General features: G+C 66.4%; 26 protein-coding genes. 16 read left to right on the plus strand and 10 right to left on the minus strand.

The features are described 5' to 3' along the window. The first annotated feature begins 20 nt into the window (after positions 1 to 20). The 6 genes from F1640_RS14465 to F1640_RS14490 all read left to right on the plus strand — a co-directional run bounded on the left by F1640_RS14465 (position 21) and on the right by F1640_RS14490 (position 4,970). A complete protein-coding gene (locus tag F1640_RS14465; RefSeq protein ID WP_194919810.1) occupies positions 21 to 1,193 on the plus strand; it encodes an acetyl-CoA C-acetyltransferase in 1,173 nt (390 codons plus the stop codon). 27 nt (positions 1,194 to 1,220) lie between these two features. Beyond that, a complete protein-coding gene (locus F1640_RS14470; protein ID WP_124807743.1) occupies positions 1,221 to 2,006 on the plus strand; it encodes an SDR family NAD(P)-dependent oxidoreductase in 786 nt (261 codons plus the stop codon). A gap of 59 nt (positions 2,007 to 2,065) precedes the next feature. After that, positions 2,066 to 2,938, plus strand: coding sequence for a crotonase/enoyl-CoA hydratase family protein (locus tag F1640_RS14475; RefSeq protein ID WP_194919812.1), 873 nt, complete (start codon positions 2,066 to 2,068; stop codon positions 2,936 to 2,938). Then, positions 2,935 to 3,573 carry a TetR family transcriptional regulator gene (locus F1640_RS14480; protein ID WP_124807741.1) on the plus strand — a complete coding sequence of 213 codons (639 nt, stop codon included), beginning with the start codon at positions 2,935 to 2,937 and terminating at the stop codon, positions 3,571 to 3,573. Before F1640_RS14475 ends, F1640_RS14480 begins: the two co-directional genes overlap by 4 nt. Positions 3,574 to 3,732: 159 nt before the next feature. Further along, positions 3,733 to 4,191 carry a MarR family winged helix-turn-helix transcriptional regulator gene (locus F1640_RS14485; RefSeq protein ID WP_124807740.1) on the plus strand — a complete coding sequence of 153 codons (459 nt, stop codon included), beginning with the start codon at positions 3,733 to 3,735 and terminating at the stop codon, positions 4,189 to 4,191. Beyond that, a complete protein-coding gene (locus F1640_RS14490) occupies positions 4,188 to 4,970 on the plus strand; it encodes a fumarylacetoacetate hydrolase family protein (protein WP_124807739.1) in 783 nt (260 codons plus the stop codon). Before F1640_RS14485 ends, F1640_RS14490 begins: the two co-directional genes overlap by 4 nt. Before the next feature lie 46 nt (positions 4,971 to 5,016). Here the strand turns inward: F1640_RS14490 and F1640_RS14495 are convergent, their stop codons facing one another. From F1640_RS14495 to F1640_RS14525, 7 genes are all read right to left on the minus strand, one after another. Next, a complete protein-coding gene (locus tag F1640_RS14495; RefSeq protein ID WP_124807738.1) occupies positions 5,017 to 6,015 on the minus strand; it encodes a type II secretion system F family protein in 999 nt (332 codons plus the stop codon). Between the two features lie 18 nt (positions 6,016 to 6,033). After that, positions 6,034 to 7,005 carry a type II secretion system F family protein gene (locus F1640_RS14500; RefSeq protein WP_124807737.1) on the minus strand — a complete coding sequence of 324 codons (972 nt, stop codon included), beginning with the start codon at positions 7,003 to 7,005 and terminating at the stop codon, positions 6,034 to 6,036. A gap of 91 nt (positions 7,006 to 7,096) precedes the next feature. Next, on the minus strand, positions 7,097 to 8,380 hold the full coding sequence (locus F1640_RS14505) for a pilus assembly protein CpaE (RefSeq protein ID WP_194919814.1): 1,284 nt from the start codon (positions 8,378 to 8,380) through the stop codon (positions 7,097 to 7,099). A 3-nt stretch (positions 8,381 to 8,383) separates the two neighbouring features. Further along, the gene (locus F1640_RS14510) at positions 8,384 to 9,058 is read right to left on the minus strand and encodes a CpaD family pilus assembly protein (RefSeq protein WP_124807735.1); all 675 of its coding nucleotides are present in this window, start codon (positions 9,056 to 9,058) and stop codon (positions 8,384 to 8,386) included. 14 nt (positions 9,059 to 9,072) lie between these two features. Then, a complete protein-coding gene (locus F1640_RS14515) occupies positions 9,073 to 10,707 on the minus strand; it encodes a type II and III secretion system protein family protein (RefSeq protein ID WP_223806435.1) in 1,635 nt (544 codons plus the stop codon). A gap of 1 nt (position 10,708) precedes the next feature. After that, entirely contained in the window at positions 10,709 to 11,740 is a 1,032-nt protein-coding gene (cpaB, locus tag F1640_RS14520; RefSeq protein ID WP_124807734.1) for a Flp pilus assembly protein CpaB, read from the minus strand. A 63-nt stretch (positions 11,741 to 11,803) separates the two neighbouring features. After that, positions 11,804 to 12,292: a prepilin peptidase gene (locus F1640_RS14525; protein ID WP_124807733.1), complete on the minus strand. Its 489-nt coding sequence runs from the start codon at positions 12,290 to 12,292 to the stop codon at positions 11,804 to 11,806. Positions 12,293 to 12,385: 93 nt separating this feature from the next. Between F1640_RS14525 and F1640_RS14530 the strand changes: the two genes are divergently transcribed. The 3 genes from F1640_RS14530 to F1640_RS14540 all read left to right on the plus strand — a co-directional run bounded on the left by F1640_RS14530 (position 12,386) and on the right by F1640_RS14540 (position 14,814). Further along, positions 12,386 to 13,348, plus strand: coding sequence for an alpha/beta hydrolase (locus tag F1640_RS14530; RefSeq protein ID WP_194919816.1), 963 nt, complete (start codon positions 12,386 to 12,388; stop codon positions 13,346 to 13,348). A 37-nt stretch (positions 13,349 to 13,385) separates the two neighbouring features. Then, a complete protein-coding gene (locus F1640_RS14535) occupies positions 13,386 to 14,504 on the plus strand; it encodes an FAD-binding oxidoreductase (protein WP_194919818.1) in 1,119 nt (372 codons plus the stop codon). A 127-nt stretch (positions 14,505 to 14,631) separates the two neighbouring features. Next, positions 14,632 to 14,814, plus strand: coding sequence for a DUF1508 domain-containing protein (locus tag F1640_RS14540; protein WP_124807730.1), 183 nt, complete (start codon positions 14,632 to 14,634; stop codon positions 14,812 to 14,814). Positions 14,815 to 14,846: 32 nt separating this feature from the next. Here the strand turns inward: F1640_RS14540 and rnhA are convergent, their stop codons facing one another. Genes rnhA through ispH form a run of 3 tightly spaced genes read right to left on the minus strand, consistent with a single transcriptional unit; the run spans position 14,847 to position 17,260 of the window. Next, positions 14,847 to 15,278: a ribonuclease HI gene (gene rnhA / locus F1640_RS14545; protein WP_124807729.1), complete on the minus strand. Its 432-nt coding sequence runs from the start codon at positions 15,276 to 15,278 to the stop codon at positions 14,847 to 14,849. Further along, positions 15,275 to 16,252, minus strand: a complete 978-nt coding sequence (thrB, locus tag F1640_RS14550; RefSeq protein WP_194919820.1) for a homoserine kinase — start codon at positions 16,250 to 16,252, stop codon at positions 15,275 to 15,277. The genes rnhA and thrB overlap by 4 nt, the downstream gene beginning before the upstream one ends. A gap of 12 nt (positions 16,253 to 16,264) precedes the next feature. Then, the gene (ispH, locus tag F1640_RS14555) at positions 16,265 to 17,260 is read right to left on the minus strand and encodes a 4-hydroxy-3-methylbut-2-enyl diphosphate reductase (protein WP_125954840.1); all 996 of its coding nucleotides are present in this window, start codon (positions 17,258 to 17,260) and stop codon (positions 16,265 to 16,267) included. Positions 17,261 to 17,416: 156 nt separating this feature from the next. On the opposite strand from ispH, the gene F1640_RS14560 reads away from it, so the two are divergent. From F1640_RS14560 to F1640_RS14590, 7 genes are all read left to right on the plus strand, one after another. Next, on the plus strand, positions 17,417 to 18,109 hold the full coding sequence (locus F1640_RS14560; protein ID WP_125954841.1) for a hypothetical protein: 693 nt from the start codon (positions 17,417 to 17,419) through the stop codon (positions 18,107 to 18,109). Between the two features lie 128 nt (positions 18,110 to 18,237). After that, positions 18,238 to 19,986: an arginine--tRNA ligase gene (argS, locus tag F1640_RS14565; protein ID WP_194919822.1), complete on the plus strand. Its 1,749-nt coding sequence runs from the start codon at positions 18,238 to 18,240 to the stop codon at positions 19,984 to 19,986. Positions 19,987 to 20,004: 18 nt separating this feature from the next. After that, positions 20,005 to 20,787 carry an SPOR domain-containing protein gene (locus F1640_RS14570; RefSeq protein WP_255530557.1) on the plus strand — a complete coding sequence of 261 codons (783 nt, stop codon included), beginning with the start codon at positions 20,005 to 20,007 and terminating at the stop codon, positions 20,785 to 20,787. A gap of 69 nt (positions 20,788 to 20,856) precedes the next feature. Then, entirely contained in the window at positions 20,857 to 21,885 is a 1,029-nt protein-coding gene (nagZ, locus tag F1640_RS14575; protein ID WP_194919824.1) for a beta-N-acetylhexosaminidase, read from the plus strand. Then, complete coding sequence (locus F1640_RS14580) at positions 21,885 to 22,703, plus strand: ScpA family protein (protein ID WP_194919826.1); 819 nt, start codon at positions 21,885 to 21,887, stop codon at positions 22,701 to 22,703. Before nagZ ends, F1640_RS14580 begins: the two co-directional genes overlap by 1 nt. After that, positions 22,700 to 23,377: an SMC-Scp complex subunit ScpB gene (gene scpB / locus F1640_RS14585; RefSeq protein WP_375336193.1), complete on the plus strand. Its 678-nt coding sequence runs from the start codon at positions 22,700 to 22,702 to the stop codon at positions 23,375 to 23,377. Before F1640_RS14580 ends, scpB begins: the two co-directional genes overlap by 4 nt. Before the next feature lie 72 nt (positions 23,378 to 23,449). Then, positions 23,450 to 23,704, plus strand: coding sequence for a twin-arginine translocase TatA/TatE family subunit (locus tag F1640_RS14590; protein WP_125954845.1), 255 nt, complete (start codon positions 23,450 to 23,452; stop codon positions 23,702 to 23,704).

Genomic DNA, 23,704 nt, shown 5'->3' on the forward strand with positions numbered 1-23,704 from the left:
CCGAGAGGAGTCGGAAGATCATGGCAACGGCCTATATCGTGGATGCAGTTCGCACGGCCGGGGGCCGGCGTGGCGGCCGGCTCGCCGGGGTTCATCCCGTCGATCTGGCGGCGGCAAGCCTTGATGCGATCGTTTCGCGCACCGGCATCGATCCGGCGGCGGTGGACGATGTGATCATGGGCTGCGTCACCCAGGCCGGCCAGCAGGCGATGCAGGTGGGGCGCAACGCCGTTCTCGCCTCGAAGCTGCTGCCGCAATCCACTCCGGCGGTGACGATCGACCGCCAGTGCGGTTCCTCGCAACAGGCGATCCAGTTCGCGGCGCAGGCGGTGATGTCGGGCGTGCAGGACGTGGTGATCGCGGCTGGCGTCGAAAGCATGAGCCGCGTGCCGATGGGGTCCAACGCCACGTTCCACATGAAGGAAGGGCTGGGGCACTACAAGTCGCCGGGCCTTGAGGCCAAGTATCCGAACGTCATGTTCTCGCAGTTCATGGGCGCGGAAATGATCGTGCAGAAGCACGGCTTCACCAAGGACGATCTCGACCGGTTCGGGCTCGCCAGCCACCAGAAGGCCATCGCGGCGACGCAGGCCAATGCCTTCGCCAACGAAATCGTGCCGATCACGATCGAAACGCCCGAAGGCGAACAGCAGCACACCGTGGACGAAGGCATCCGTTTCGACGCGACGCTGGAAAGCATCGCCGGCGTGAAGCTGCTTTCCCCGGAAGGCTCGCTGACCGCCGCAACCTCCAGCCAGATCTGCGACGGTTCGAGCGCGGCGCTGGTCGTTTCGGAAGAGGCGCTCAAGCGTTACAATCTGACGCCCATCGCCCGCATTCACAGCCTGACCGTGACCGCTGGCGATCCCGTTATCATGCTGGAAGAACCGCTGTTCGCCACCGACCGCGCGCTCCAGCGCGCCGGCATGAAAATCGGCGACATCGACCTTTACGAAGTGAACGAGGCTTTCGCTTCGGTGCCGCTCGCCTGGCTCAAGCATACCGGCGCGGACCCTGAGAAGCTCAACGTCAACGGTGGCGCGATTGCGCTGGGTCATCCGCTCGGCGCATCGGGCACCAAGCTGATGTCGACGCTGATCCATGCGCTGCGCGCGCGGGGCAAGAAGTATGGCCTGCAGACGATGTGCGAAGGCGGCGGCGTCGCCAACGTCACCATCGTCGAGGCGCTGTAATCGTTTTCCGGGAGAGGATTGAGAACCATGAAGCTTGATAACACTGTTGCCGCCGTCGTTACTGGTGGCGCGTCCGGCCTGGGTGCGGCCACCGCCCGCGCGCTCGCCGCCAAGGGGGTGAAGGTCGCCATCTTCGACCTGCAGAAGGAAAAGGGCGAAGCCGTCGCGGCCGAAATCGGCGGCGTGTTCTGCGAAGTGAACGTGACGTCGGACGAAAGCGTCGATGCCGGTTTCGCCAAGGCGCGCGCGGCGCACGGCCAGGAACGCATCCTCGTCAACTGCGCCGGCACCGGCAACGCGATCAAGACCGCCAGCCGCTCGAAGGAAACCGGCGAGGTCAAGCACTTCCCGATGGATGCCTTCAACTGGATCATCCAGATCAACCTGGTCGGCACGTTCCGCTGCATCGCCAAGTCGGCGGCCGGCATGCTGACGCTTGATCCGTGTGACGAGTTCGGTGAGCGCGGCGCGATCGTCAACACCGCGTCGGTCGCCGCGGAAGACGGCCAGATGGGCCAGGCGGCCTATTCGGCCTCGAAGGGTGGCGTCGTCGGCATGACCCTGCCGATCGCGCGCGACCTCATGGGCGAAGGCATCCGCGTCAACACGATCCTGCCGGGCATCTTCAACACGCCGCTGCTGGCGGCCGCGCCGCAGAACGTGAAGGATGCGCTGGCCGCCTCCGTTCCGTTCCCCAAGCGGCTCGGCATGCCCGAGGAATACGCCAACCTCGCGCTCTGCATGATCGAGACGGGCTATTTCAACGGCGAGGACGTGCGGCTCGACGGTGCCATCCGCATGGCGCCGCGCTGATACCAGAACACGGGAAGGGCGCGGCAACGGACGCGCCCTTCCATCCCCGGGAGAGAACGATGACCGGCTATTCGCAGATCCTCCTCGATATCGAGGAGGGCATCGCCACGCTGACGCTCAACCGACCCGAGAAGATGAATGCCTTCACGGGCACGATGATGCAGGAAGTCATCGACGCGTTCGACCGCACTGATGCCGATGACGCGGTGCGGGTCGTGATCGTCACCGGGGTCGGTGATCGCGCCTTCTGCGCGGGGGCGGACCTCACCCCCGATGGCAAGGGCGGGCCGTTCTCCAGCGATGAACAGGTCACGGACCTGTCGGACCCACGGGTGCGCGACAGTGGCGGGCTTTTGACCTTGCGGCTCTACCGGTCGAAGAAGCCGATCATCGCCGCCGTGAATGGTGCGGCGGTGGGCGTGGGCGTTACCATGCAGTTGCCGATGGACATCCGGCTCGCGTCGAAGACGGCGCGTTTCGGCCTCGTTTTCGCGCGGCGCGGCATCGTGCCCGAAGCGGCGTCGAGCTGGTTCCTGCCGCGCATCGTGGGGCTGCCCCAGGCGCTGGAATGGACCATGACCGGCCGCGTGTTCGATGCCGAGGAAGCTTTGCGCGGCGGCCTCGTCCGATCGCTGCACGAGCCTGGCGAACTGCTCGATGCGGCCAGGGGCCTCGCGCGCGAGATTGCCGATAATACCAGCGCCGTGTCCGTGGCCATGACCCGCGCGATGTTGTGGCGCAATGCGGCGGCGGACCACCCGATGGCGGCGCACCGCGTCGACAGCCGGGCCATCTACACCCTGTCGCGCGGCAGCGATGCACAGGAAGGTGTGGCTAGTTTTCTTGAAAAACGCGCTCCCCGCTACCCCGGACGCGTTTCATCGGATATGCCCGCCTTTTATCCATGGTGGGACGAGCCGGACTGGGAATGACCGAGACGAACAGGAAACAGGACACGATGGATACGCCCGGCGCGCGCGAGTTGCTGCTCCAGACGGCTTCCGCGATCATGCGCGAAGGCGATCTGGTGGACATTTCCCTGTCCGAGCTTTCGTTGCGTTCGGGGCTGAACTCGGCGCTGGTGAAATACTATTTCGGTAACAAGGCCGGTCTGCTCAAAGCCTTGCTGGACCGGGACATGGAAGCCATCGTCCGCAGTGTCGATGCGCTGGTGACCAAGGACGACATGGCGCCCGAAGCCAAGCTGCGACGCCATATCTCCAAGGTCATCGAAACCTTCTACGCCTATCCCTATCTCAATCGCCTGCTGATGCGGCTGGTCCGCGACAGCGACGATGCGGAAGCGAAGCGGATCGCCGCGCAATACCTGACGCCGCTTCACCTCGCCTACGAACGGCTGATCGACGAAGGCGTCAAGGCCGGTGTGTTCCGGCCGATCGATGCGCAGCTTTTCTACTTCACGCTGACGGGAGCTGCCGACCGTTTCTTTTCCGCGCGACTGGTCCTGCGGCACTGCTTTGATCAGGATACGCTGACCGAAGAACTGCGCGACCGCTATCGCGAACATACCATCGACATCATCATGGCCGGTATTCTGGCGCGTTGAAACGCGCGATCACGGGAAGGACCAAGGCAGGCGGGCCGATGCCCGCCTAAAGAAAATGTCGTGCGACCGGCCGGCTTCGCTTGAATTAATGGCATCGCCCTTTTCGCAGACAACATTGTTTCGCTTGCGAGTCAGGTTGGTTTCATGTGAAGCGATCTTATGGCCGGAAAGCAGACCCGTCTCGATGAGTTCATACCCTATCGCATGGCTGTTACCGCCAATGCGGTAACCGATCTCATTTCCGGCGAATACAAGAACGAATTCGGCCTCAAGATCCCGGAATGGCGCGTGCTGGCGGTGCTGGGTGATGCGGGATCGCTGACCCAGCGCGAACTGGTGCGCGTGACGCTGATGGACAAGGTGGCTGTCAACCGCGCCTGCAAGGTGCTGGAAGATCGCGGGCTGGTCAGCCGCAGTCCCAACGTTGCCGACGGACGGTCGCATCATCTTATGCTTACCGAAGCCGGCCGCGCCATGTACGATCGTCTGTGGCCGCAGGCGCAGGAAATCTACGAGCGGATATTCTCCGCGCTCACCGAGCGCGAGACGCAACGTCTGCGCGTGATGCTCGACAAGCTGCTGAAGGCGGCGCGGGTAATCGAGGGAGAACGCAGATGAAGCTGACTTCGCTACCACAGGGCCGGGACGGCAGACTGATCATCGTCTCCAACGATCTGGCCTGGTATGCGGATGCGGACCACATCGTGCCAACCTTGCGCGATCTGCTCGATTCCTGGGATCGCAACGCTCCGGTGCTGGAATCGCTGGCGATTGAACTCGAACATGGCGCGATCCCGCGCAAGCGGTTTCACGAGCGCGAGGCGGCCGCGCCGCTGCCCCGCACCTTTGCCGCGTTCACCGGTGCGGTCCGGACGTCCAGCGACGATCTGCGCGGCGGCCGTGATCCGCTGACTTTGTCCGGGAACGGGCAGCCGGCCGAAATCGAGATCGGCATCGTCGCGGTAACGGGTGACGTGCCGCAAGGCGTTTCCGCCGCCGATGCGCTGGCGCGGATCAGGCTGGTTGGGCTGGTTGATGATCTCGTGCTGCGCGGGGCAGAGGGCGTGCCGGCACTGGCGGCGCGCCATTTTTCGCCGGTGTTCGTCACGCCCGACGGTCTGGGTGAGGCATGGCAGGGCGGCCGGCTGCACCTGCCGCTTTCGGTCGAGCGTGGCGCCGAACCGGTCGAGCGGCTTGCCAGTGATGCCGTGTCCGATCTTGGCGCGCAGATCGCACATCTGGCCACCACACGGCGGCTGTGCGCGGGGACACTGGTTGCCACCGCGCCGCTCGGCGTCGTGCCGGTCGCCGTGGGAGAAACGCTGCGGATCGAGGCGCGCGATGCCAAGGGACGTGCGGTGTTCGGCGCGATCGAGCAACAAGTCGTGCGCTTCTAGCCCGCATCGTCCCAGCACAAGCTGGGACGATGCGGTTTGCGGACGCTTACTTGCGGTTGATGAAGTTGTCGCTGATCGAACAGGCCGCCGGCCCAAGGATCACGATGAACAGCGTCGGCAGGATGAACAGGATCAGCGGCACGGTCATGATCGCGGGCAGGCGCGCGGCCTTTTCCTCGGCGCGCATCATGCGTTCGTGGCGAAACTCGGCGGACAGCACACGCAGCGCCGATGCCAGCGGCGTGCCGTAGCGCTCGGTCTGGATCATCGTGGTGGTCACGCCCTTCACCGATTCCAGGTTCACGCGATAGGCCAGGTTCTCGAAGGCCTGCCGCCGCTCGGTCAGGAACGACAGTTCGATCGCGGTCAGCGCGAACTCATCGCCCAGTTCGGGATAGGCGCGGCCCAGTTCGCGCGCCACGCGATTGAATGCGGCGTCGACCGTGAGGCCGGCTTCGGCGCAGATGACCAGGAGGTCCAGCGCATCGGGCAATCCCTTGCGGATTGCGGAGGTGCGCTTGCCAATGAGGTTCTGCACGAACAGGTCAGGCCCCTTGTAGCCCAGGATCACGATGACCGCGAACGCCATGAAGCGCTTGAAGCTGCCCCATTCGGGGAAGTAGTTGATGCCGTAGATCACCAGCGCGGCGATCAGGCCGAGCACGATCGGTCCGATCATGCGGCCAAGGATGACCGCGACGGCCCATTCCTTCTTGCGGATGCCGCCCTGCGCCAGCTTCTGCTGGATGGTCGCAAGCTGGCTGTCCTGCAGCACGCTCATCTTTTCGAGGAACGTGCGGATGATATCGGTTGTCTCGTTGCGGTGGACGATGCTCGCACGCTTGCGCGTGTTGGAGGTCACGATACCGGCCTTGAGCTGTTCGCGGCGTTCGTTCAGCGCTTTGACGCGCTTGGCCATCGGGTCCTTGACCGTGATCGCGGCGTAGATGGCGAGCATCACCGCCGCCGCGGCGACGCCGGCAAGGATCGAGCCGACGGCAAGGACGTCGAAGCCGAGGAGGGTGGGGCCGTGCGGGGCATCCATGGTGTGCGTTTCCCTCGCTCAGATCTCGAAGTTGACCATCTTGGCCATGATGAAGCCGCCCAGGCTGAGCCAGACCATGCCGCCCAGGCCGATGACGATCAGGCGTTCGTCGGTGAAGAATTTCAGCATGTAGGCCGGGTTGATCCAGTAAATCAGCCCGAACACGATGAACGGCAGCGAACCGATGATGTAGGCGGAAGCTTTGGATTCCGAGCTCATCGCCTTGATCTTGAGCTTCATCTGGGCGCGCTTGCGCAGCACGTCGGCCAGGTTCGCCAGCGTTTCGGCAAGGTTGCCGCCGGTTTCGCGCTGGATGGCCAGCGTGATGCAGAAGAAGTTGAATTCCGGAAGGTCCAGCCGATCGCCGGTTTCCTGCATTGCTTCGTCCATCGTCCGGCCCACCTTGATGCGGTCGGTTACCAGCTTGAATTCCTCGCCCACCGGGCCGGGAAGTTCGTTTGCCACGACGGTCAGCGTTTCGCTGATCGGCAGGCCGGAGCGCAGGCCGCGCACCAGCAGTTCCAGCGCATCGGGAAAGCGGGTGACAAAGGCGTTGGTACGCTTGTTGATCGCGCGGTTGACGATCATGTGGGGCAGGCCGGCACCAACAAGGATACCGGCGCCCAGGCCCAGCAACGGTGCCCCGGTCTTGAGCGTGGCCAGCGCCATGACGGCAACGCCCAGCCCGATCGAGGCATAGACGTACTGCGTCAGCGTCCAGCCCTTGCCCGTGCGGTGCAGGCGCAGCGCTAGGGCTTCGGACCGCGATGCCGATCCGGCGATGCGATAGGTGGTTGGCTTCCGCGCGGCCACGGCCTTGCGGTATTGCGCTTCCATCTTGTCGGAAGCGCTTTCCGAATGGCGGAAACGCACGGCCTGAAGCCGGCGCTGGCTTTCCTTGGCGGGCGAAGGCCCCAGGAAGAGGGCATAGCCGATGCCGAACAGCGCCAGCACGCCGAAGACGACGACGATCAGGGGCAGGGTGTTCATCGGCATCGGTTTCTTACCTCAAACCGCCACCTTCCGGCCTGTCGGGGGCGGAAAGGTGGCTTCATTGTCGTGCGCCAGGGCCGGGGCGGGATCAGGAGGCCGGGGCGGCCGCCTTGCCCTTCTTGGCCGCGAGCATCTTCTTCAGATCGAACTTGCTCAGCAGCGAAGCCTTGCCCGCCGCGCCTGCGGCAACGGGCTTCATGTCCGCATCGTCGCCCGCGTTGACGATCGCCTTGCCGATCTCGGCGATGACCGTCGTGGCCTTGATGTTGCGGTTGGCGCCCAGGAACGTCTGGCCCAGCTTGGCCGCGTTGGCGGCGGCCTTGGCGTCATAGGGGATCATGAAGTCGATCTTGCGTTCGATCGAGGCTTCGAAGTCCGTCTTGCTGATTTCGCCGATGCCGGCGTGGACCTTGTTGACCACCACGAGCGCCTGCGCGTGGGGCGCGTTGCCCTTCAGCCACGACAGCAGGCGGATCGCGTCGCGCGCGCCGGCCAGCGTCAGTTCCGTTGCCACGACCGCCACGTTCACTTCCCCCAGCAGGTGCGGGAAGTTGATCAGCATGTTGCGGGGCATGTCGATCACGGTCATTTCGAACGCGTGGCGGAATTCCTCCTGCAACTGCACGAAGGCCGCCCCGTCGGTCATCAGCGGCGCATTGATCGGCGCTTCCGCGGACAGGATCGCAAGATTGTCGTTCGCGCGGATCATCGCGCGTTCGATGAACAGCCCGTCGATGCGGCTGGGATTGTCGATCGCGTCGGTCAGGCCACGGCCCGGTTCGAGATCGAGCGTCAGCGCGGCGGTGCCGAAGTGAACGTCGAGATCGAGCAGCGCGGTCGGCATCTTCTGGTCGGAGCTGAACAGCCAGGCCAGCGAGGTTGCGATCGTCGACGCGCCGACGCCGCCACGCGTGCCGACAACGGCGGTCGAGATGTGGCGCTTGATCGCACCGGCATCGCTGGTCTTGGGCGCGGCGAAGATCGCCTGGGCCTGGACCAGCGCATCGCGGACCTGGTTGGGCGACAGCGGCTTCAGCAGATAGTCCTGGATGCCCGAGGCAACCAGATCGCGATAGAGCCGCACGTCGTTGACCTGGCCGACGGCGATCACCACCGTGCCGGGTTCGCAGACTTCGGCCAGCGCGTTGATGTCGGTCAGCGGATCGCCGCTTTCCGAAAGGTCGACCATAAGGATCGCCGGGCTGGCCGTGATCGAGAGCGACTGGATCGCGTTGCGCAGGCCGCCCTTGTTGCACTTTTCAGGCTGCCAGCCCATGTCGACCACGATCGACCGCAGGACATCCAGCGCCGCGTCGTCGCACATGAAGGCGGCGAACGTATCGCGATTGCCGTTCTTGAAGGGCGCGTTCATGGCTTAGTTCACTCCCGACTGGCTCGACTGCTGCTTGACGGTGGTGCCACCACCGCCCGTCGGCTTGGCGTCGCGATAGGTGCTGATGGCCTTGGTCGAGCTCATCACCACCGTATCGCCGGTGCCGGTTGCGCCGTGGACAAGGTGTTCCTTGTCCGCCACCATCGCGGCAAGGTTGGCGTTGGTCGCGCAACCGAAATTGGACGAAGCGCCATTGCCGAAATTGGCATCCGACTTGGCGGACCAGTCCGGGCAGCCGGGCACGCTGGCGGTGGTGCGGGTAATGACCACGCGCGCCATGCCCACCGGCACCACGCCCTCGGTCACCGGCGCGGTATCGGCCAGCAACAGCCCGAAGCGCGCGGCCACGGCCTCAACCGCCGTACGCGTCGCGCCCGACTGGACGGGATCATCCACCGAAACGCGGTCACCATAGCGGAGGCCCAGCGTCTCGAACCAGTCGGCCAGACGGCGCTGGTCCGCAACTGGAACGCCGCCGCCCGTCAGGGTGTTGACGTCGAACGTATAGAGGTTGCGCTCCACCACGGGCTGGTGAACGCTTTCGAGCGACCGGTTGGTCGGCATGCCGCCGCAGCCGGAAAGGGCAAGGCCAAGCGAAAGGGCGATGGCGGCCCCGGCGAGACGGACGCTGACAGGGCGGTTGGAAGTTACGGGCATCGGTCGTCCCTCTCTCAATTGATGCTGAAGCCGGGGGCGGGTGCCTCGGCGCTCTTGCCGGAACGACGGGCGTTGCGCGGTTCGGGCGCGGCCTTGTCGGCGGATGCGGAGGGCGCCGATGGCTTGTCCAGCGCGCCGACCTGCGAACCGGACTGCACGCTGCCCGGCTTTTCGGTGGGGTGCAGGCCCTGCTTGCCGCTGACGCTGTCGCTTTCCATGTTGCCAAGGATGCGCTGGACCTCGTTGGCGGTCTGGAAGCCGTCGGTCGGCAGTTTGATCTGGTTCGCGTCCACCGGGTTCACCAGATAGGGGGTGACGACGATCACCAGTTCGGTCTCACCGCGCTTGAACCCGGTCGAACGGAACAGCGTGCCCAGGATCGGGATGTCGCCGGCGCCGGGCAGCTTCTGGATGTTGTTCTGCGAGTTGCTGTTCATCAGGCCCGCGATCATGAAGCTCTGGCCCGAACCCAGTTCCACCGTCGTTTCCGTGCGGCGCACGGTCAGCCCGGGGATGGTGAAGCCGGAAATCTGCACGGCGCCCTGCGAGGACAGCTCGGACACTTCCGGGCGCACGCGCATCGAGATGCGGCCGTTGGAGAGCACCGTCGGCGTGTAGGACAGGCTCACGCCATAGCGCTTGTATTCGACCGAGGTCGTGCCAAGGCCCTGGCTCATCGGGATCGGGAATTCGCCGCCCGCCAGGAAATCGGCGGTCTCGCCCGACATCGTGGTGAGGTTGGGCTGCGCCAGCGTGGTTGCGAGGCCGACCGTTTCGGCCGCATCCAGCTTGGCCAGCATGCCCAGCCCGAACAGCTTGCCCGCCGCCGCCAGCGTGGTGCCGGTGGACGCGGGGTTAACCGTGGTGCCCGGAAGCAGCGCGACCTGCCCGGTCGACGGGTCGACGCCATAGTAGCTGACGCTCGAACCCACACCCAGAGGGGCGCCGGGATGGAAGGTGGAAGCAGCCGATCCCTGACCGATGCCGAACTTGAAACCGCCGGTGCCGTCGATCGAGGTGATATTCGACGTCAGCGACTTGACCACTGAGCGGCTGACTTCGGCGATGCGTACCTGCAAGTTGACCTGCAGGGGCGTGGCCAGCTTCAGGCGGCTGATGACCTGGGTCTTTTCACCCACGAACGCCTTCACCAGCCGTTCGGCCTCGGCCGCGTCTTCCGGCGCGCCGACGGTGCCGGTCAGCAGCACGGTGTTGTTCATCGTTGCCGTCGAGATCTTGGCGTCGGGCATCGCCAGGTGGAGCATCTGGTCCACGCTGTCGATATTGGTGCCGACGCGGACGTTGGCCGACCAGATCACGTCGCCCTTGCCGTTGCTGGCATAGACAGTGGTTTCGCCGCCGGCCTTGCCGAACACATAGAGCTGGTTCGTGGCCTTGACCTGCACGTCGGCAATGTCGTTGTTGGCGACGAACACGTCCGACATCCGGCCCGGCAGGGTGATCAGTTCACCGCGGCCAATGGCGATGGCGATGCTGCGTGCCGGGCTGGTCACGCTCTGGGCGCTTGCCGCGTCCAGTGCGCCTGCCAGGGCCAGCGGCGTGACGAGCAGCGCGGCCGGAAGCAGCGGGAAGGTGATGCGGGCTTTCATGGTCTTGCCTTTCGCCTGCGCGGGGATGTGCTGATCCATCTCAGTTTGCCCCTACCGCGACGGTTTCGGTGTCCTTGCCGCGGGTGATCCTGACGATCGGGCCGCGGTTGATGATGATCGGCGCTCCGGCCGGGGCGGCCATCGGGGGCGCGCCGGCGGCCATGCCGTGCGTTCCGAAGCCAGCCGGCACCATCGATGGCATGGTCTTGCGCTGGAAGCGCGAGACGTCGCCGCCGGTGACGAAGCTGGAACCGTTCTCGACCGGCTGGTGCATCGCCTGCTTGATCAGCTTTTCCTCGTCGGCCTTGGTGGCGCCCGCCGGGATCTTGACCTGGCCCGATGCCAGCGCCTGTTCCAGGTCGGCCGAATTGTCGGCGATCGAGCGGAGCGAGAGGCTGATCGTGCCCAGCGTCTGGGCGACGGCGATCTTTTCCGCGATCTTGGGCGTCACTTCGACCGTTACCGTGCCGAAGGTGTGGACGCGGGTTTTGCCGTCCACGGTTTCCTGTTCGGTCGACTGGTCGGTCGCCAGCACGCGCAGGTTCTTGAGGATGGTTTCCGACGTCTGCAGCGCGGCCTGATTTTCCGCACCCTTGACCGATTGCGTCAGGACAAGGTCGATATGATCGCCGGGGAACACGAAGCCGGCGACCGCGGTGTGGTCCGAAACCGCGATGGTCACGGCGCGCATGCCCGGCCCGAGCGCGGCGGCGAGGAAGCCGCGATCGCCCGGCGAGACGAGCGATCCGCGCGTTACCGGTTCGCCTGCCGTGATCGGCTGGCGCACCACGGTGCCGAGCATCTTCGCCATGTCCGCTTCGCCTTCGACGAAATAGGCATCCTGCACGAGATCCTTGGGCCAGGGCTGGTAGCCGATCGCATCCGCGGTGATGATCGTGCCCAGCGGCAACGCCCGCTTGGCTACCAGTACCTTGGGACCGCTTTCGATTTTCGCGGCAGCCTCGGCCTGCGGCGTCGGTGCGCCGCCTGAGAGCAGGCTCCTTGCCGCAAAGGCCGTGCCGATCGCGACGATCAGCGCCCCCACCAGCAGAAACAGCTTCTTTCTATCCATGGCCTTCTATCCCGCCCTCTTGTCCGGATTTGCGCCTTTTCAGGGAAATTGGTTAAAATTGGCCTATCCTGCCGAAACGGCTTGCAAAGCGGCCCAGTTGGTAGTGCCGATGATCCACAGCCCGCCGGCGGCGATCGCTACGCCGTAGGGGATTTTCAGCTTGTCCTTCTGCCGCCGCATCACGTGCCAGCCGCCCAGCACGATCGTCAGGATTCCTCCCGTCAGCGCCATGATCACCAGCAATTGCAGGAACAGCTTGCCGGGTATCCACAGCGCCAGCGCGGCGAGCAGCTTCACGTCGCCGCCGCCCATGACCCGCAATGCGAACAGGCCGGCGAGGATGGCGAAGGTTAACAGCGCCACGCCGATCTGCACGGCGATGTCCGGCCAGACATGCCAGCCCATCGCGAACCAGAACGCGGGCGCGGCCAGCGCGATGGCGGCGTTCAGCCAGTTGTCGATCTGGCGGCGACGGATATCGGTGAAAGCGGCAACCAGCAGCGCGATTGCCAAGGCTCCGACCAGTCCGTAAACGATGAAATTGCCCTGCATGGGCTATGCCTTACGCGACAACCACTTACCAAACGGTAACCAAGAGTCGGCGGGGATTTCCGTCGATTCTGGCCCGATGGGGATCGGACCTGCATGGCGGTGAACATCGATCGGAGAGCGATTCCCGCCGCGGCGACGGAAGCATGGTGGTCCGCGCGCGACGGCCATGCCATCCGGCGCATCGATTGGCAGCCGGCCCCGGAAGGCGCCGCCACCGTTCGCGGGTCGCTTCTGTTCATGCCGGGACGCGGGGATTTCTATGAAAAGTACCTCGAGACGCTGGATCACTGGCATCGGCAGGGCTGGCGCGTAACCGCGGCCGACTGGCGCTGGCAGGGCGCTTCGGGGCGGTATGGGGACAATCCCCTAGCGGGCGATGTCCGCGATTTCGGCGTGTGGATCGACGATCTGGCCGCGTTCTGGTCCGACTGGCGGGCGCAGACTCCGGGGCCGCACGTGATCGTCGGCCATTCGATGGGCGGGCATCTCGTGCTGCGGGCCGTCGTGGAACGGCGGATCGATCCGGTCGCGGTCGTGCTCAGTGCGCCGATGCTGGGGCTGACCACGCCTGGTCCTTCGGCGCTGCATCAGGCGTTGGCGCGCTTCATGTGCCGGATCGGCGATCCGGGGCGGCTGGCGTGGAAGACCAGCGAGAAGCCGGGCTCGTCCCCGGCGGGCCGTCATGTCCTGCTGACGCACGATGCCGACCGGTACGCGGACGAGCTGTGGTGGAAGGAACAGCGCCCCGCGCTGGCGATCGGGCCTGGAACCTGGCGCTGGGTGGAACGGGCGGTCGCCTCGATTCGCGGGATGGAGCAGCCGGGCGCGCTGGAAGCGGTCGACCTTCCGGTGCTGATCCTCGGCGCGCGGCACGATGCGCTGGTCGGCTACCGCGCAATCGCGCGGGCCGCAGCGCGGTTGCCGCGCGCGCAACTCGTGAGCTGGGGCCGTGAAGGCCGCCACGAGCTGCTGCGCGAGGTCGATTCCGTGCGCGATCGGGTAATCGCGACGATCGACGATTTCCTCGACCGCATGGCACCGGCTATCGCACGTTGACCCATCGAACGCTGACTTCAGGACTCTGCCGCAACCCGTGACCACCGAGACTTTCGATATTGCCGTGATCGGCGCGGGCATGGCCGGCGCCAGCCTTGCCGCCGAACTTGCACCTTACGCCCGCGTGCTGGTCATCGAGGCGGAGGATGCACCGGGCTATCACACCACCGGCCGGTCGGCGGCGTTCTGGGAGGAAACCTACGGCGGCCCCGGAGTCGTTCCGCTGACGATGGCGTCGGGCGGGTACCTGCGCGAGCATGGCTTCCTGTCGCCACGCGGGGCATTGAGCATCGCGACGGCCGAGGACCGGCACAAGCTCGAAGCCTATGCCGAAAGCTTCGGCGCGATGGGGATTCACATCGAATGGCAAAGCCGCGCGGCGATGGACGCGCGCGTGCCCGGCTTGCGCCCCGAGTGGGCTTTCGCGACCTGGGAGCCGGATTGTTCGGACATCGACGTAGCCGGGCTGCACCAGCATTACCTGGCCATCGGGCGCCGGGCCGGAACCGTGCTGCGTGTCCGCGCGCGGGTTTCGGCGGTGGAGCGCGAGGCGGCGGGGTGGCGCGTCGTCTGGGGCGAAGGGCAGGGTGCAGGAGCAGCGCGCGCGGCGATTGTGGTCAATGCCGCCGGCGCGTGGGCGGACGAGGTCGCAACGCTCGCCGGAGCGGCCCCGGTCGGAATCCTGCCCCTGCGGCGCACGATCGTACAGTTGCGCACCGATCCCGAAGCATTGGCCGACATGCCGCTGACGCTGGGCATCAACGGAGACTTCTATTTCAAGCCGCAGGCCGGCCGGCTGTGGCTTTCGCCGCACGACGAGATTCCCGATGTGCCGTGCGATGCCGCGCCCGAGGAACTGGACGTGGCGGTGGCGATCGATCGCTTCGAACATGTGCTGGACTGGCGCATCGCCGCGCTGGAGCGACGCTGGGCGGGCCTGCGCAGCTTCGCCCCCGATCGCTTGCCCGTCTATGGCTTCGATCCGGTGCGCGAAGGGTTCTTCTGGTTCGCCGGGCAAGGCGGATTTGGCATCCAGACCGCGCCGGCGGCGGCCCGGCTGGCGGCGCAAATCCTGCTGGGACACCCGGACGACGCGATGACGGCGGGGATCGACCGGGCGCGCTATGCCCCGTCGCGCTTCGCCATGGCTGCCTGACGGTCCGACGTTCGCAAAATCACCATTCCGGTGGCGATTGACGATAGCCTCTTTGCGCAGCCAAGCCGCGTGCTATCCCGTGCGCGGGGGCTGATCCTGACTGATCCAGCGCGAAGGAGCGGGTGAGATGGCGCATCGTTTTGAAATCCGGAAGAACAAGGCCGGCGAGTTCGTGGCCTATTTCTGCTACAACAGCGAAACCATTTTCTGGACCGAAGGCTATTCCAGCAAGGCGAGCGCGAAGAGCGCGATCGAATCGATCCAGAAGAATGGGCCCTCTGCGCCGGTGGAAGATACCACCGTCGCATAAGCGCTCAGGCGCAAAGCGCCGCGCGGCCGCGTTCAGGCGGCTTGCGCGGCGTCGCTGGCCAGACGGTCCACCCGTTCGTTCTCGGGGTGGCCGTCATGGCCCTTAACCCAGACCCATTCGATCTTGTGCGGCCGGGCGGCCGCGACCAGCGCGCGCCACAGGTCGTCGTTCTTGACCGGTTTCCTGTCCGCGGTCTTCCAGCCGTTTTTCTGCCAGCCGAAGACCCACTTGGTAATGCCGTCCAGCACGTACTTGCTGTCGGTATGCAGCGTCACCTGGCAGGGCTGCGTGAGTGCTTCGAGCGCCTTGATAGCGCCCATCAGTTCCATGCGGTTGTTGGTCGTCTCCTTTTCGGAGCCGGCCATTTCCTTTTCGTGTTCGCCCATGCGCAGCAGCGCGCCCCAGCCGCCCTTGCCGGGGTTGCCCTTGCACGCGCCGTCGGTGAAAATCTGGACGTGCTTCACGCGAAGACCCCGGCGTTGGCGGGATCGGCATAGAACGCCAGCCGGCGGGCGAAGGCCATCGGGTCCTTGCGCGTGACCAGCGCGTCGGCGGGCGTGTTCAGCCAGTCATAGGCGCGGCTGGCGGTGAAGCGGATCGCCGCGCCCTGTGCCAGCACCGGCAAGGCGGCGCGCTCTTCCGGCAACAGCGGGCGCACGCTCTCGTAGCCTTCGAGCAGGGCGGCGGAGATGTCTGCGTGAAACGCCTTGCCCGCGCTGTCGAAGCACCAGGCGGCGTGCGTCACCGCCACGTCGTAGGCAGTGGTGTCGTTGCAGGCGAAGTAGAAGTCGATCAGGCCGGTCACCCTCTCGCCCAGCATCAGCACGTTGTCGGGGAACAGGTCGGCGTGAATCACCGAACAGGGCAGACCTTCGGGCCATTGCGCGGCGAGCCGGGGCAGGGCTTCCTCCACCAGGTCGGCCAGCACGGGATCGATCGCGGAAAGGCCGTCATGCCCGCAGGCGTCCATCAGGCGCTGCCATTCCGCGCGGTCCATGCCGTTCGCGCGCGTCTGCGGGAAGTCGGCGGCGGCAAGGTGCAGTTGCGCCAGAGCCGCGCCGACGGCACGGGCCTGCGCCGGCGTGGGATCGGCGACGGAAACGCCCGGCAGGAACTCGATCAGCGCCAGCGCTTTTGCGTCGCGCACCTGATACAGCCGCCCGTCGCGAGCGTGGATCGTACGCGGCACGGGGCACCCCTTGGCCGCGAGGTGATCGAGCAGCGACAGGAAATAGGGCAGGTCGTCCAGATCGATGCGGAATTCGTACATCGTCAGGATGAAGCGCGCGCCCTTTCCGTTCGCGCCGGTTGTCTCGATCAGCCAGTTGCTGTTCGACACGCCTTCCGCGATGCCCTTGGCCGAAACGAGCTGGCCGATGTCGAAACTGGCCACGATATCGGCCATCGCCCCGGCGTCGAGGTGGGTATAGACCGCCATTGCCCGGCTTTCTCAGTTGGTAAGCTGGCGGGGCAGCTTGAACACCATGTTCTCCTCGTCGCGCACTTTCACCGTTTCCTCGGTGACGGTGCGCCACGTGGCGAGCAGGTCCACCACTTCGCGCACGAGGATTTCCGGGGCGGAAGCGCCGGCGGTAAGGCCCAGCGTGGTCACGCCCTCCAGCCAGGCCGGATCGATTTCCGCCGCGCGCTGGATCAGGAAGGCGCGTGTACCCTGCCGCTCGGCCACTTCGGCCAGGCGCAGCGAATTGGAACTGTTGGGCGCACCGATCACCAGAATCAGGTCGCAGGCATCCGCGATGGCCTTGACCGCCGCCTGCCGGTTCGAGGTGGCATAGCAGATGTCTTCGGCGCGGGGGCCGACGATGCGCGGAAAGCGCGTGCGCAGCGCGGTCACGATCTCGGCCGTATCGTCCACCGAAAGCGTCGTCTGGGTCAGGAACGATAGCGGCAGTTCGTCCGGGAACTCCAGCCGCGCCACGTCCTCCACCGTTTCGACCAGCGTGATCGCGCCGTCCGGCACCTGGCCCATCGTGCCGATCACTTCGGGATGGCCGTGGTGGCCGATGAACAGGATGTGACGGCCCGCCTCGACCTGCCGTTCCGCCTGCCGGTGGACCTTGCTCACCAGTGGGCAGGTGGCGTCGAGCCAGTCCAGCCCGCGCGAATTGGCTTCCGCCGGAATCACCTTGGGCACGCCATGCGCCGAGAACACGACCGACGCGCCATCGGGCACTTCGTCCAGCTCTTCCACGAAGATCGCGCCCTTGGACTTCAGCCCGTCCACAACGAAGCGGTTGTGAACGATCTCGTGCCGGACATAGACCGGCGCGCCATAGAGCGTGATCGCGCGCTCGACGATCTCGATCGCGCGGTCCACCCCGGCGCAAAAGCCGCGCGGCGCCGCGATCAGGAGCTTCAGCGGGGCCTTGGCTTCGGCCGCGTGGCCGGTGGCCGTCTCGGCCTGGTCTGGAAAGGTGGCGTTCATTGGGCGGGCATTAGCAGCGGCATCACGTTCCGGAAACCTCTCAAAGTCCGAGCATTGCCGAAAGGTTCGGGCGTGGCTAGAGGAATTGCGCTGCCCCGTGGATCATCTTGTCGGTTCGCGCGGACGCGGCATCGTCTTTTAAGGATTTCTGCGCTCATGACCGCCATCTTCCGCCGTGTTTCGAAGTCCGGTGTCGCCATCGGTTCGGCGATCGGCGCCGCCTTGCTGGCGGGCACGCTCTCCGGCTGCGTCAAGAGCAAGGGCGAACTGGTCGTTGATGACAGCGTGGGCGTGACCGCGCTGCGCGATCCTTGCCCGCGCGTGGCGATTCCCGAATATGCCGGCGACGTGACGTTGTTCTCCGATCCCAAGCGGACCGATTCGGGTGCGCTCGACGTGACCGCCTCGATCACCAACCTGCGCAGCACCTGCGATCAGGGGCAGGGTGGGGACAAGCTCTACACCATCGCCACGTTTGACGTGCTGGCGCGCCGTGCCGACACGCGCGGCGCGCGCCATGTCGAACTGCCCTACTTCTCGACCGTGATGCGCGGCGGCAACGTCGTCATTGCCAAGCGCGTCGGCACGGTGAGCATCGATTTCGCCGACGGGCAGGATCGCGCCACAGGCCATGCCAAGGCGGCGTCCTACGTCGATCGCGCGCAGGCGACGCTGCCGGAAGAGATTCGCAACCGCCTCAGCCGCAAGCGGCGCGCGGGCGATGCCGATGCCGCGATCGATCCGCTGGCGCAGCCCGACGTGCGTGCCGCGATCGCGCGCGCCACGTTCGAGCTGCTCGTCGGCTTCCAGCTGACCGACCAGCAGCTGACGTTCAACGCCACGCGATGACGCTCGTTGCGGGTCCGGCGGCGATTGCCGGGCTTGCAAAACCGCCGCGCCGCCGCAAAGGGGGCGCTGGATGATGATCGCCTCCGTGCCTGCGGGGGCGATCGCCCGTTTTTCGTGAGCCTTTTCCGATGTCCGATGTTCAAGCCAATCTTCACGCCGCCTTTGCCCGGGCGATCGACGCCGCGCTCGATGCGCTGGAAGCCGCCGGCACGCTGCCTGCTGGCCTGCCGCGCGGCGCGGTGACCTGCGAGCCGCCGCGCGATCCCGCGCACGGCGATCTGGCGACCAACGCCGCGATGGTGCTGGCCAAGCCCGCCGGCACCAACCCGCGCGCGTTGGCGGCCGCGCTGGTGGCGGAGCTGGAAAAGGAGCCCTGCGTGACCTCGGCCGAAATCGCAGGGCCGGGCTTCATCAACCTGCGCCTGACCGACGGCGCCTGGCTGGACGAGCTGCGGCTGATCGCGGTGGCGGGCGCCGGCTATGGCCGCTCGACGCTGGGCGGCGGCAAGGTCGTCAACGTCGAATACGTCTCCGCCAATCCCACCGGGCCGATGCACATGGGCCATTGCCGGGGCGCGGTGGTGGGCGATGCGCTGGCCAGCCTGCTCGAAGTCGCCGGCCACAAGGTCATCAAGGAATACTACGTCAACGATGCCGGCGGGCAGGTCGATGTCCTCGCCCGCTCGGCGCACGTCCGCTATCGCGAGGCGCTGGGCGAGGCCGTGGGCGAGATCCCGGAAGGGCTCTATCCTGGCGATTATCTGGTGCCCGTGGGCAAGGCACTGGCCGAGGAATTCGGCGATCGCTACGCCGCCGCCCCCGAGTCCGAATGGCTTGCGCCGTTCCGGCAGAAGGCGGTCGCGGCCATGCTGGTGATGATCAAGGACGATCTTGCCCTGCTCGGCATCCATCACGACCTGTTCTCGTCGGAGGCGGAGCTGCAGGCGGCCGGCAAGCCCGAAGCCGCCGAAGCCTGGCTGCGCGCGCACGATCTGGTCTATGACGGGCATCTCGAGGCGCCCAAGGGCAAGACGCCGGAAGACTGGGAGCCGGTGGAACTGCCGCTGTTCCGTTCGACGAAGTTCGGCGACGATCAGGACCGGCCGATCAAGAAGTCCGACGGGAGCTGGACCTATTTCGGCGCGGACCTCGCCTACCATTTCCAGAAGGCGGAAAAGGCTGATGCGCTGGTCGATATCTGGGGTGCGGACCATGCCGGCACGGTCAAGCGGATCAAGGCCGCCGTCGCCGCGCTGACCGGCGCGGAAGGCAAGCCGATCCCGTTCGAGGTGAAGCTGGTGCAGATGGTCCAGCTGCTGCGCGATGGCCAGCCGGTGAAGATGTCGAAGCGGGCGGGCACGTTCGTCACGTTGGCGGACGTGGTGCGCGAAGTGGGCAAGGACGTGGTCCGTTTCACCATGCTGACGCGCAAGCCCGATGCGCAGATGGACTTCGACTTCGCCCGCGTGGTGGAAGCGTCGAAGGACAATCCGGTGTTCTATGTGCAGTATTGCCACGCCCGGATCAGCTCGACGCTGCGCAAGGGCGCGGCCGAGGGCTTTGCGCCCTCCGCTGCCGATCTTGCGGGGCTGGGGCCGGAGGAGTTGGCGCTGGTGAAGCTGGCCGCGCAGTTCCCGCGTCTGGTGGAAGCGGCCGCGATCGCGCGCGAGCCGCACCGGGTGGCGTTCTTCCTCTATGATCTGGCGGCAGCCTTCCACTCCTACTGGAACCTTGGCAACGATCGACCCGAAAAACGGTTCATAGTGGCACAGGATGCCGCGTTGACGGCGGCTCGGCTTTTCCTCGCGGCGCAAATCGGGCAGGTTGTGCGCAACGGCCTTGCCATCCTTGGGGTGGAAGCGGCCGAGGAACTGTGAAGGGTCAGCGACGTGAACATGGCGGACGGGGAGCAGGACGGGCAGCACGAACAGCGCGACGGGGGTGAACATTCCCCCGCGTCGATGCCGTTCGACGCGACGGAGGACGCGGCCGAGAGCCCGGCTGGCGCGCGTCTGGCGCTGGGCGACGAACAGCGGCTGCCGTGGCTTGAGGGCGCGGATGACGTGGAATTCGATGACGAGGAGCCGGGCAACGGCCGCTTCATCGGTTTCGCGGTTCTCGGGCTGATCCTGCTCGCGGCGATTCTCGGCGGGGTCTATTGGGCCACGCACCGGGGTGGCCCCGCCGCCAATGCCGATGGCAGCCTGATTGAAGCGAGCCGCGAACCGTACAAGATCGCGCCCAAGGAGCCGGGTGGCAAGACGTTCCAGGGCACCGGCGATTCCAGCTTCAAGGTGAGCGAGGGCGAAAAGCCGGCGGCGAACCTTGCCGGCGGAGCGGCCCCGGCGGCTTCGGCGTCGGCATCGGGTTCCGCCACTGCGCCGGCCGCTACCGGTGCCAATGCGCCCAAGCCCGGCGCGGCCCCGGCCGCACCGGCTGCGGGGGGCGTGGGCGTGCAGATCGGCGCGTTTTCCAGCAGCTCCTCGGCCGAGGCCGCGTGGAGCAAGCTTTCCGGCCAGCACGAGGCGCTGAAGGGCCTCAACCACCGTGTGGTCGAAGGCAAGGCAGACATCGGCACGGTCTATCGCCTGCAGGCGCTGGCGGGCGACGCCGGGGCGGCCAACGCGCTGTGCGGCCGGTTGCAGGCGGGCGGCCTCAAGTGCCAGGTGAAGCGCTGATCCGGCTTTTCCCCGCCATTCCGGCAGCGAAGCCTTGCGGAATGGCGGGTTTTGGCCGAATCCTGCCGCATGGTTCCGGCGATCTTCGGCCTTTCGGGCCTGACTCTCACCGATAACGAGCGCGCTTTCCTCCGCGATGCCGATCCGGCTGGCTACGTGCTGTTCGGCCGCAACGTGGCCGATCGCGCGCAACTGCGGGCACTGACCGACGATTTGCGCGCGCTGCACGGGCGCGACCGCACGCTGATCTGCATCGATCAGGAAGGCGGCCGCGTGGCGCGGATGAAGCCGCCGGTGTGGCCATCCTATCCACCCGGCGAACGGTTCGACCGGCTGTGGGACGTGGCGCCGGCGACCGCGATCGAGGCGGCCCGCGCCAATGCCGAGGCGCTGGGGCTCGATCTGGCCGAAGCGGGGATCAGCGTCGATCTGCTGCCGCTGCTCGATGTGCGCCAACCCGGCGCGCACGATGTGATCGGCGATCGCGCCTATGGCTCGGAGCCGCTGCGCGTGGCGGCGCTTGGCCGCGCGGCGCTGGACGGGCTGGCGCGCGCGGGCCTGGCCGGGGTGATCAAGCACATGCCGGGGCATGGCCGCGCCACGGCGGATAGCCACAAGGAAATGCCCACGGTCGATGCTTCGGCCGAGGAACTCGACATCGATCTGGAGCCGTTCCGCACGCTGGCCGGGGCAGCGATCGGGATGACCGCGCACGTCCGCTACACCGCGTGGGATGCTGAAAACCCCGCTACGCAATCGCCGTTCGTGATCGGCGAAGTGATCCGCAAGCGCATCGGGTTCGACGGTCTGCTGATGACCGACGATCTCGACATGGAAGCGCTGGCGGGCAGCGTGCCCGAACGCGCCGCCCGGGCCATTGCCGCCGGGTGCGATCTGGTGCTCAACTGCTGGGCGAAGATGGACGACATGGTCGGTATCGCCAGCGCCACCCCGACGATCAGCGCGGCCGCGCAGGACCGGCTGGTCCGTGCGCTGCGGGACACGATCGATTTCGCTTCCCCTGCATCAAGGGAGCGGCACGCGGCGCTTGTCGCCCGGCGTGACGAATTGCTCGCGCTGGCGGAGGCGCACGCCTGATGGAGCAGGCCGCCGCCCCGCCTGCCTCGCTGTTCGATGGCGATGCGGTGTGGAACGGCGTGGCCTCGGCGGCGACCGAGGACGCTTCGCTCTATCTGGAGCTGGACGGCTGGGAAGGGCCGCTCGATCTGCTGCTGGACCTTGCCCGCCGGCAGAAGGTGGATCTCCGGCGGATTTCGATCCTCGAACTGGTAGACCAGTACCTCGGCTATATCGAGCGGGCCGAGGCGTTGAAGCTGGAACTGGCGGCGGACTACCTGGTGATGGCGGCCTGGCTCGCTTACCTCAAGTCGCTGCTGCTGCTGCCGGACGATCCGGAAATCCAGCCTTCGCCCGAGGAACTGGCGCTGCGCCTGCAATTGCGGCTGCAACGGCTGGGCGCGATGCGCGAAGCCGGGGCGCGGCTGATGGCGCGGGACCGGCTGGGGCGCGACGTGTTTGCGCGCGGTGCGCCGGAAGGGCTCCATGTCGATCAAGGGCGACGCTGGGAGTGTGACCTGTTCATGCTGATGCAGGCCTATGGTCAGGTGAAGGTGCGCACCGCGCCCGTGGTCCACATGGTGCGCGAACGCCCGGTGATGACGCTGGAATCCGCGCTCACCCGCGTGGCGACGATGCTAGGCGTGACCGTGGACTGGATGGACTTGCGCGCGTTCCTGCCGTCGCGGCGCGATCCCGCCTGGACCGATCCGCAATTGCGCCGTTCTGCGCTGGCCTCCAGCTTCGTCGCGGCGCTGGAACTGGCCAAGCAGGGGAGAGCCGAGATCGCGCAGGACGAAATGTTCGGGCCGCTCATGCTGCGGGCGGCGCAATCATGATGGAAGAACTGCCGGAGGATCGGGCGGACGGCCTGATCCATGCCCGGGGAGAATCGCCCGACGATCTCGTTCGCGCCGTGGAAGCGGCCCTGTTCGCATCCGGCGAGCCGCTGACGCCCCAGCAACTGTCCGCCCATCTCGGCGGCGCGCGGGTTGATGGCGCGCTGGAGCAGCTTGTCGCGCACTATGCCGGGCGCGGGATCGAACTCGTCGAGCGCGGCGGCTGCTGGCATTTCCAGACGGCGGCCGATCTGGCCCACCTGCTGCGAACGGAGCGCGAGGATGTGCGCCGTCTGTCGCGGGCCGCGACCGAGGCCTTGGCGATCATCGCCTATCACGAACCGGTCAGCCGCGCCGAGATCGAGGCGATCCGGGGCGTGCAGACATCGCGCGGCACGCTGGACGTGCTGCTGGAAGCGGGCTGGATTCGCGTCGCCGGCCGGCGCGAGGTGCCGGGGCGGCCCACGATCTATGCCACGACGCCCGGCTTCCTTGCGCACTTCGGGCTGGAATCGCGCCGGGACCTGCCGGGGATCGACGAATTGCGCGCCGCCGGCCTGCTTGACCCGGTGGACGATGTTTTCGCGGCCTTGACCGGGCATGATGACGAGGATCAGGCTGATGCCGAACCGGCCTTTTCCGACGTCGAAGACGAATCTTTGCGGCCTGATTGACTCTTTACGGCTTGGATTGACTGGCGATTCCGCACGAGATGTCCTATCTGGAGCGGAGAAGGAGATTTTACGATGGGTAGCCTGTCCCTACCGCACCTGATTATCCTCGCGCTGGTCGTTCTCGTGCTTTTCGGGCGTGGTCGCATTTCCGAAATGATGGGCGATTTCGGCAAGGGTATCAAAAGCTTCAAGCAGGGTATGACGGAAGAGACCGATCGTCCGGTAACCGCGCCGCCGCCGCAGCTTCAGCAGTCGACGCCGCCGGCGCCGTCCGCGCAGACCACTGCCGCTCCGGCGGAGCAGCACGGACCCTCGGGCAACGCCTGA

It is taken from the genome of Novosphingobium sp. NBM11, assembly GCF_015390225.1.
Taxonomy (GTDB): domain Bacteria; phylum Pseudomonadota; class Alphaproteobacteria; order Sphingomonadales; family Sphingomonadaceae; genus Novosphingobium.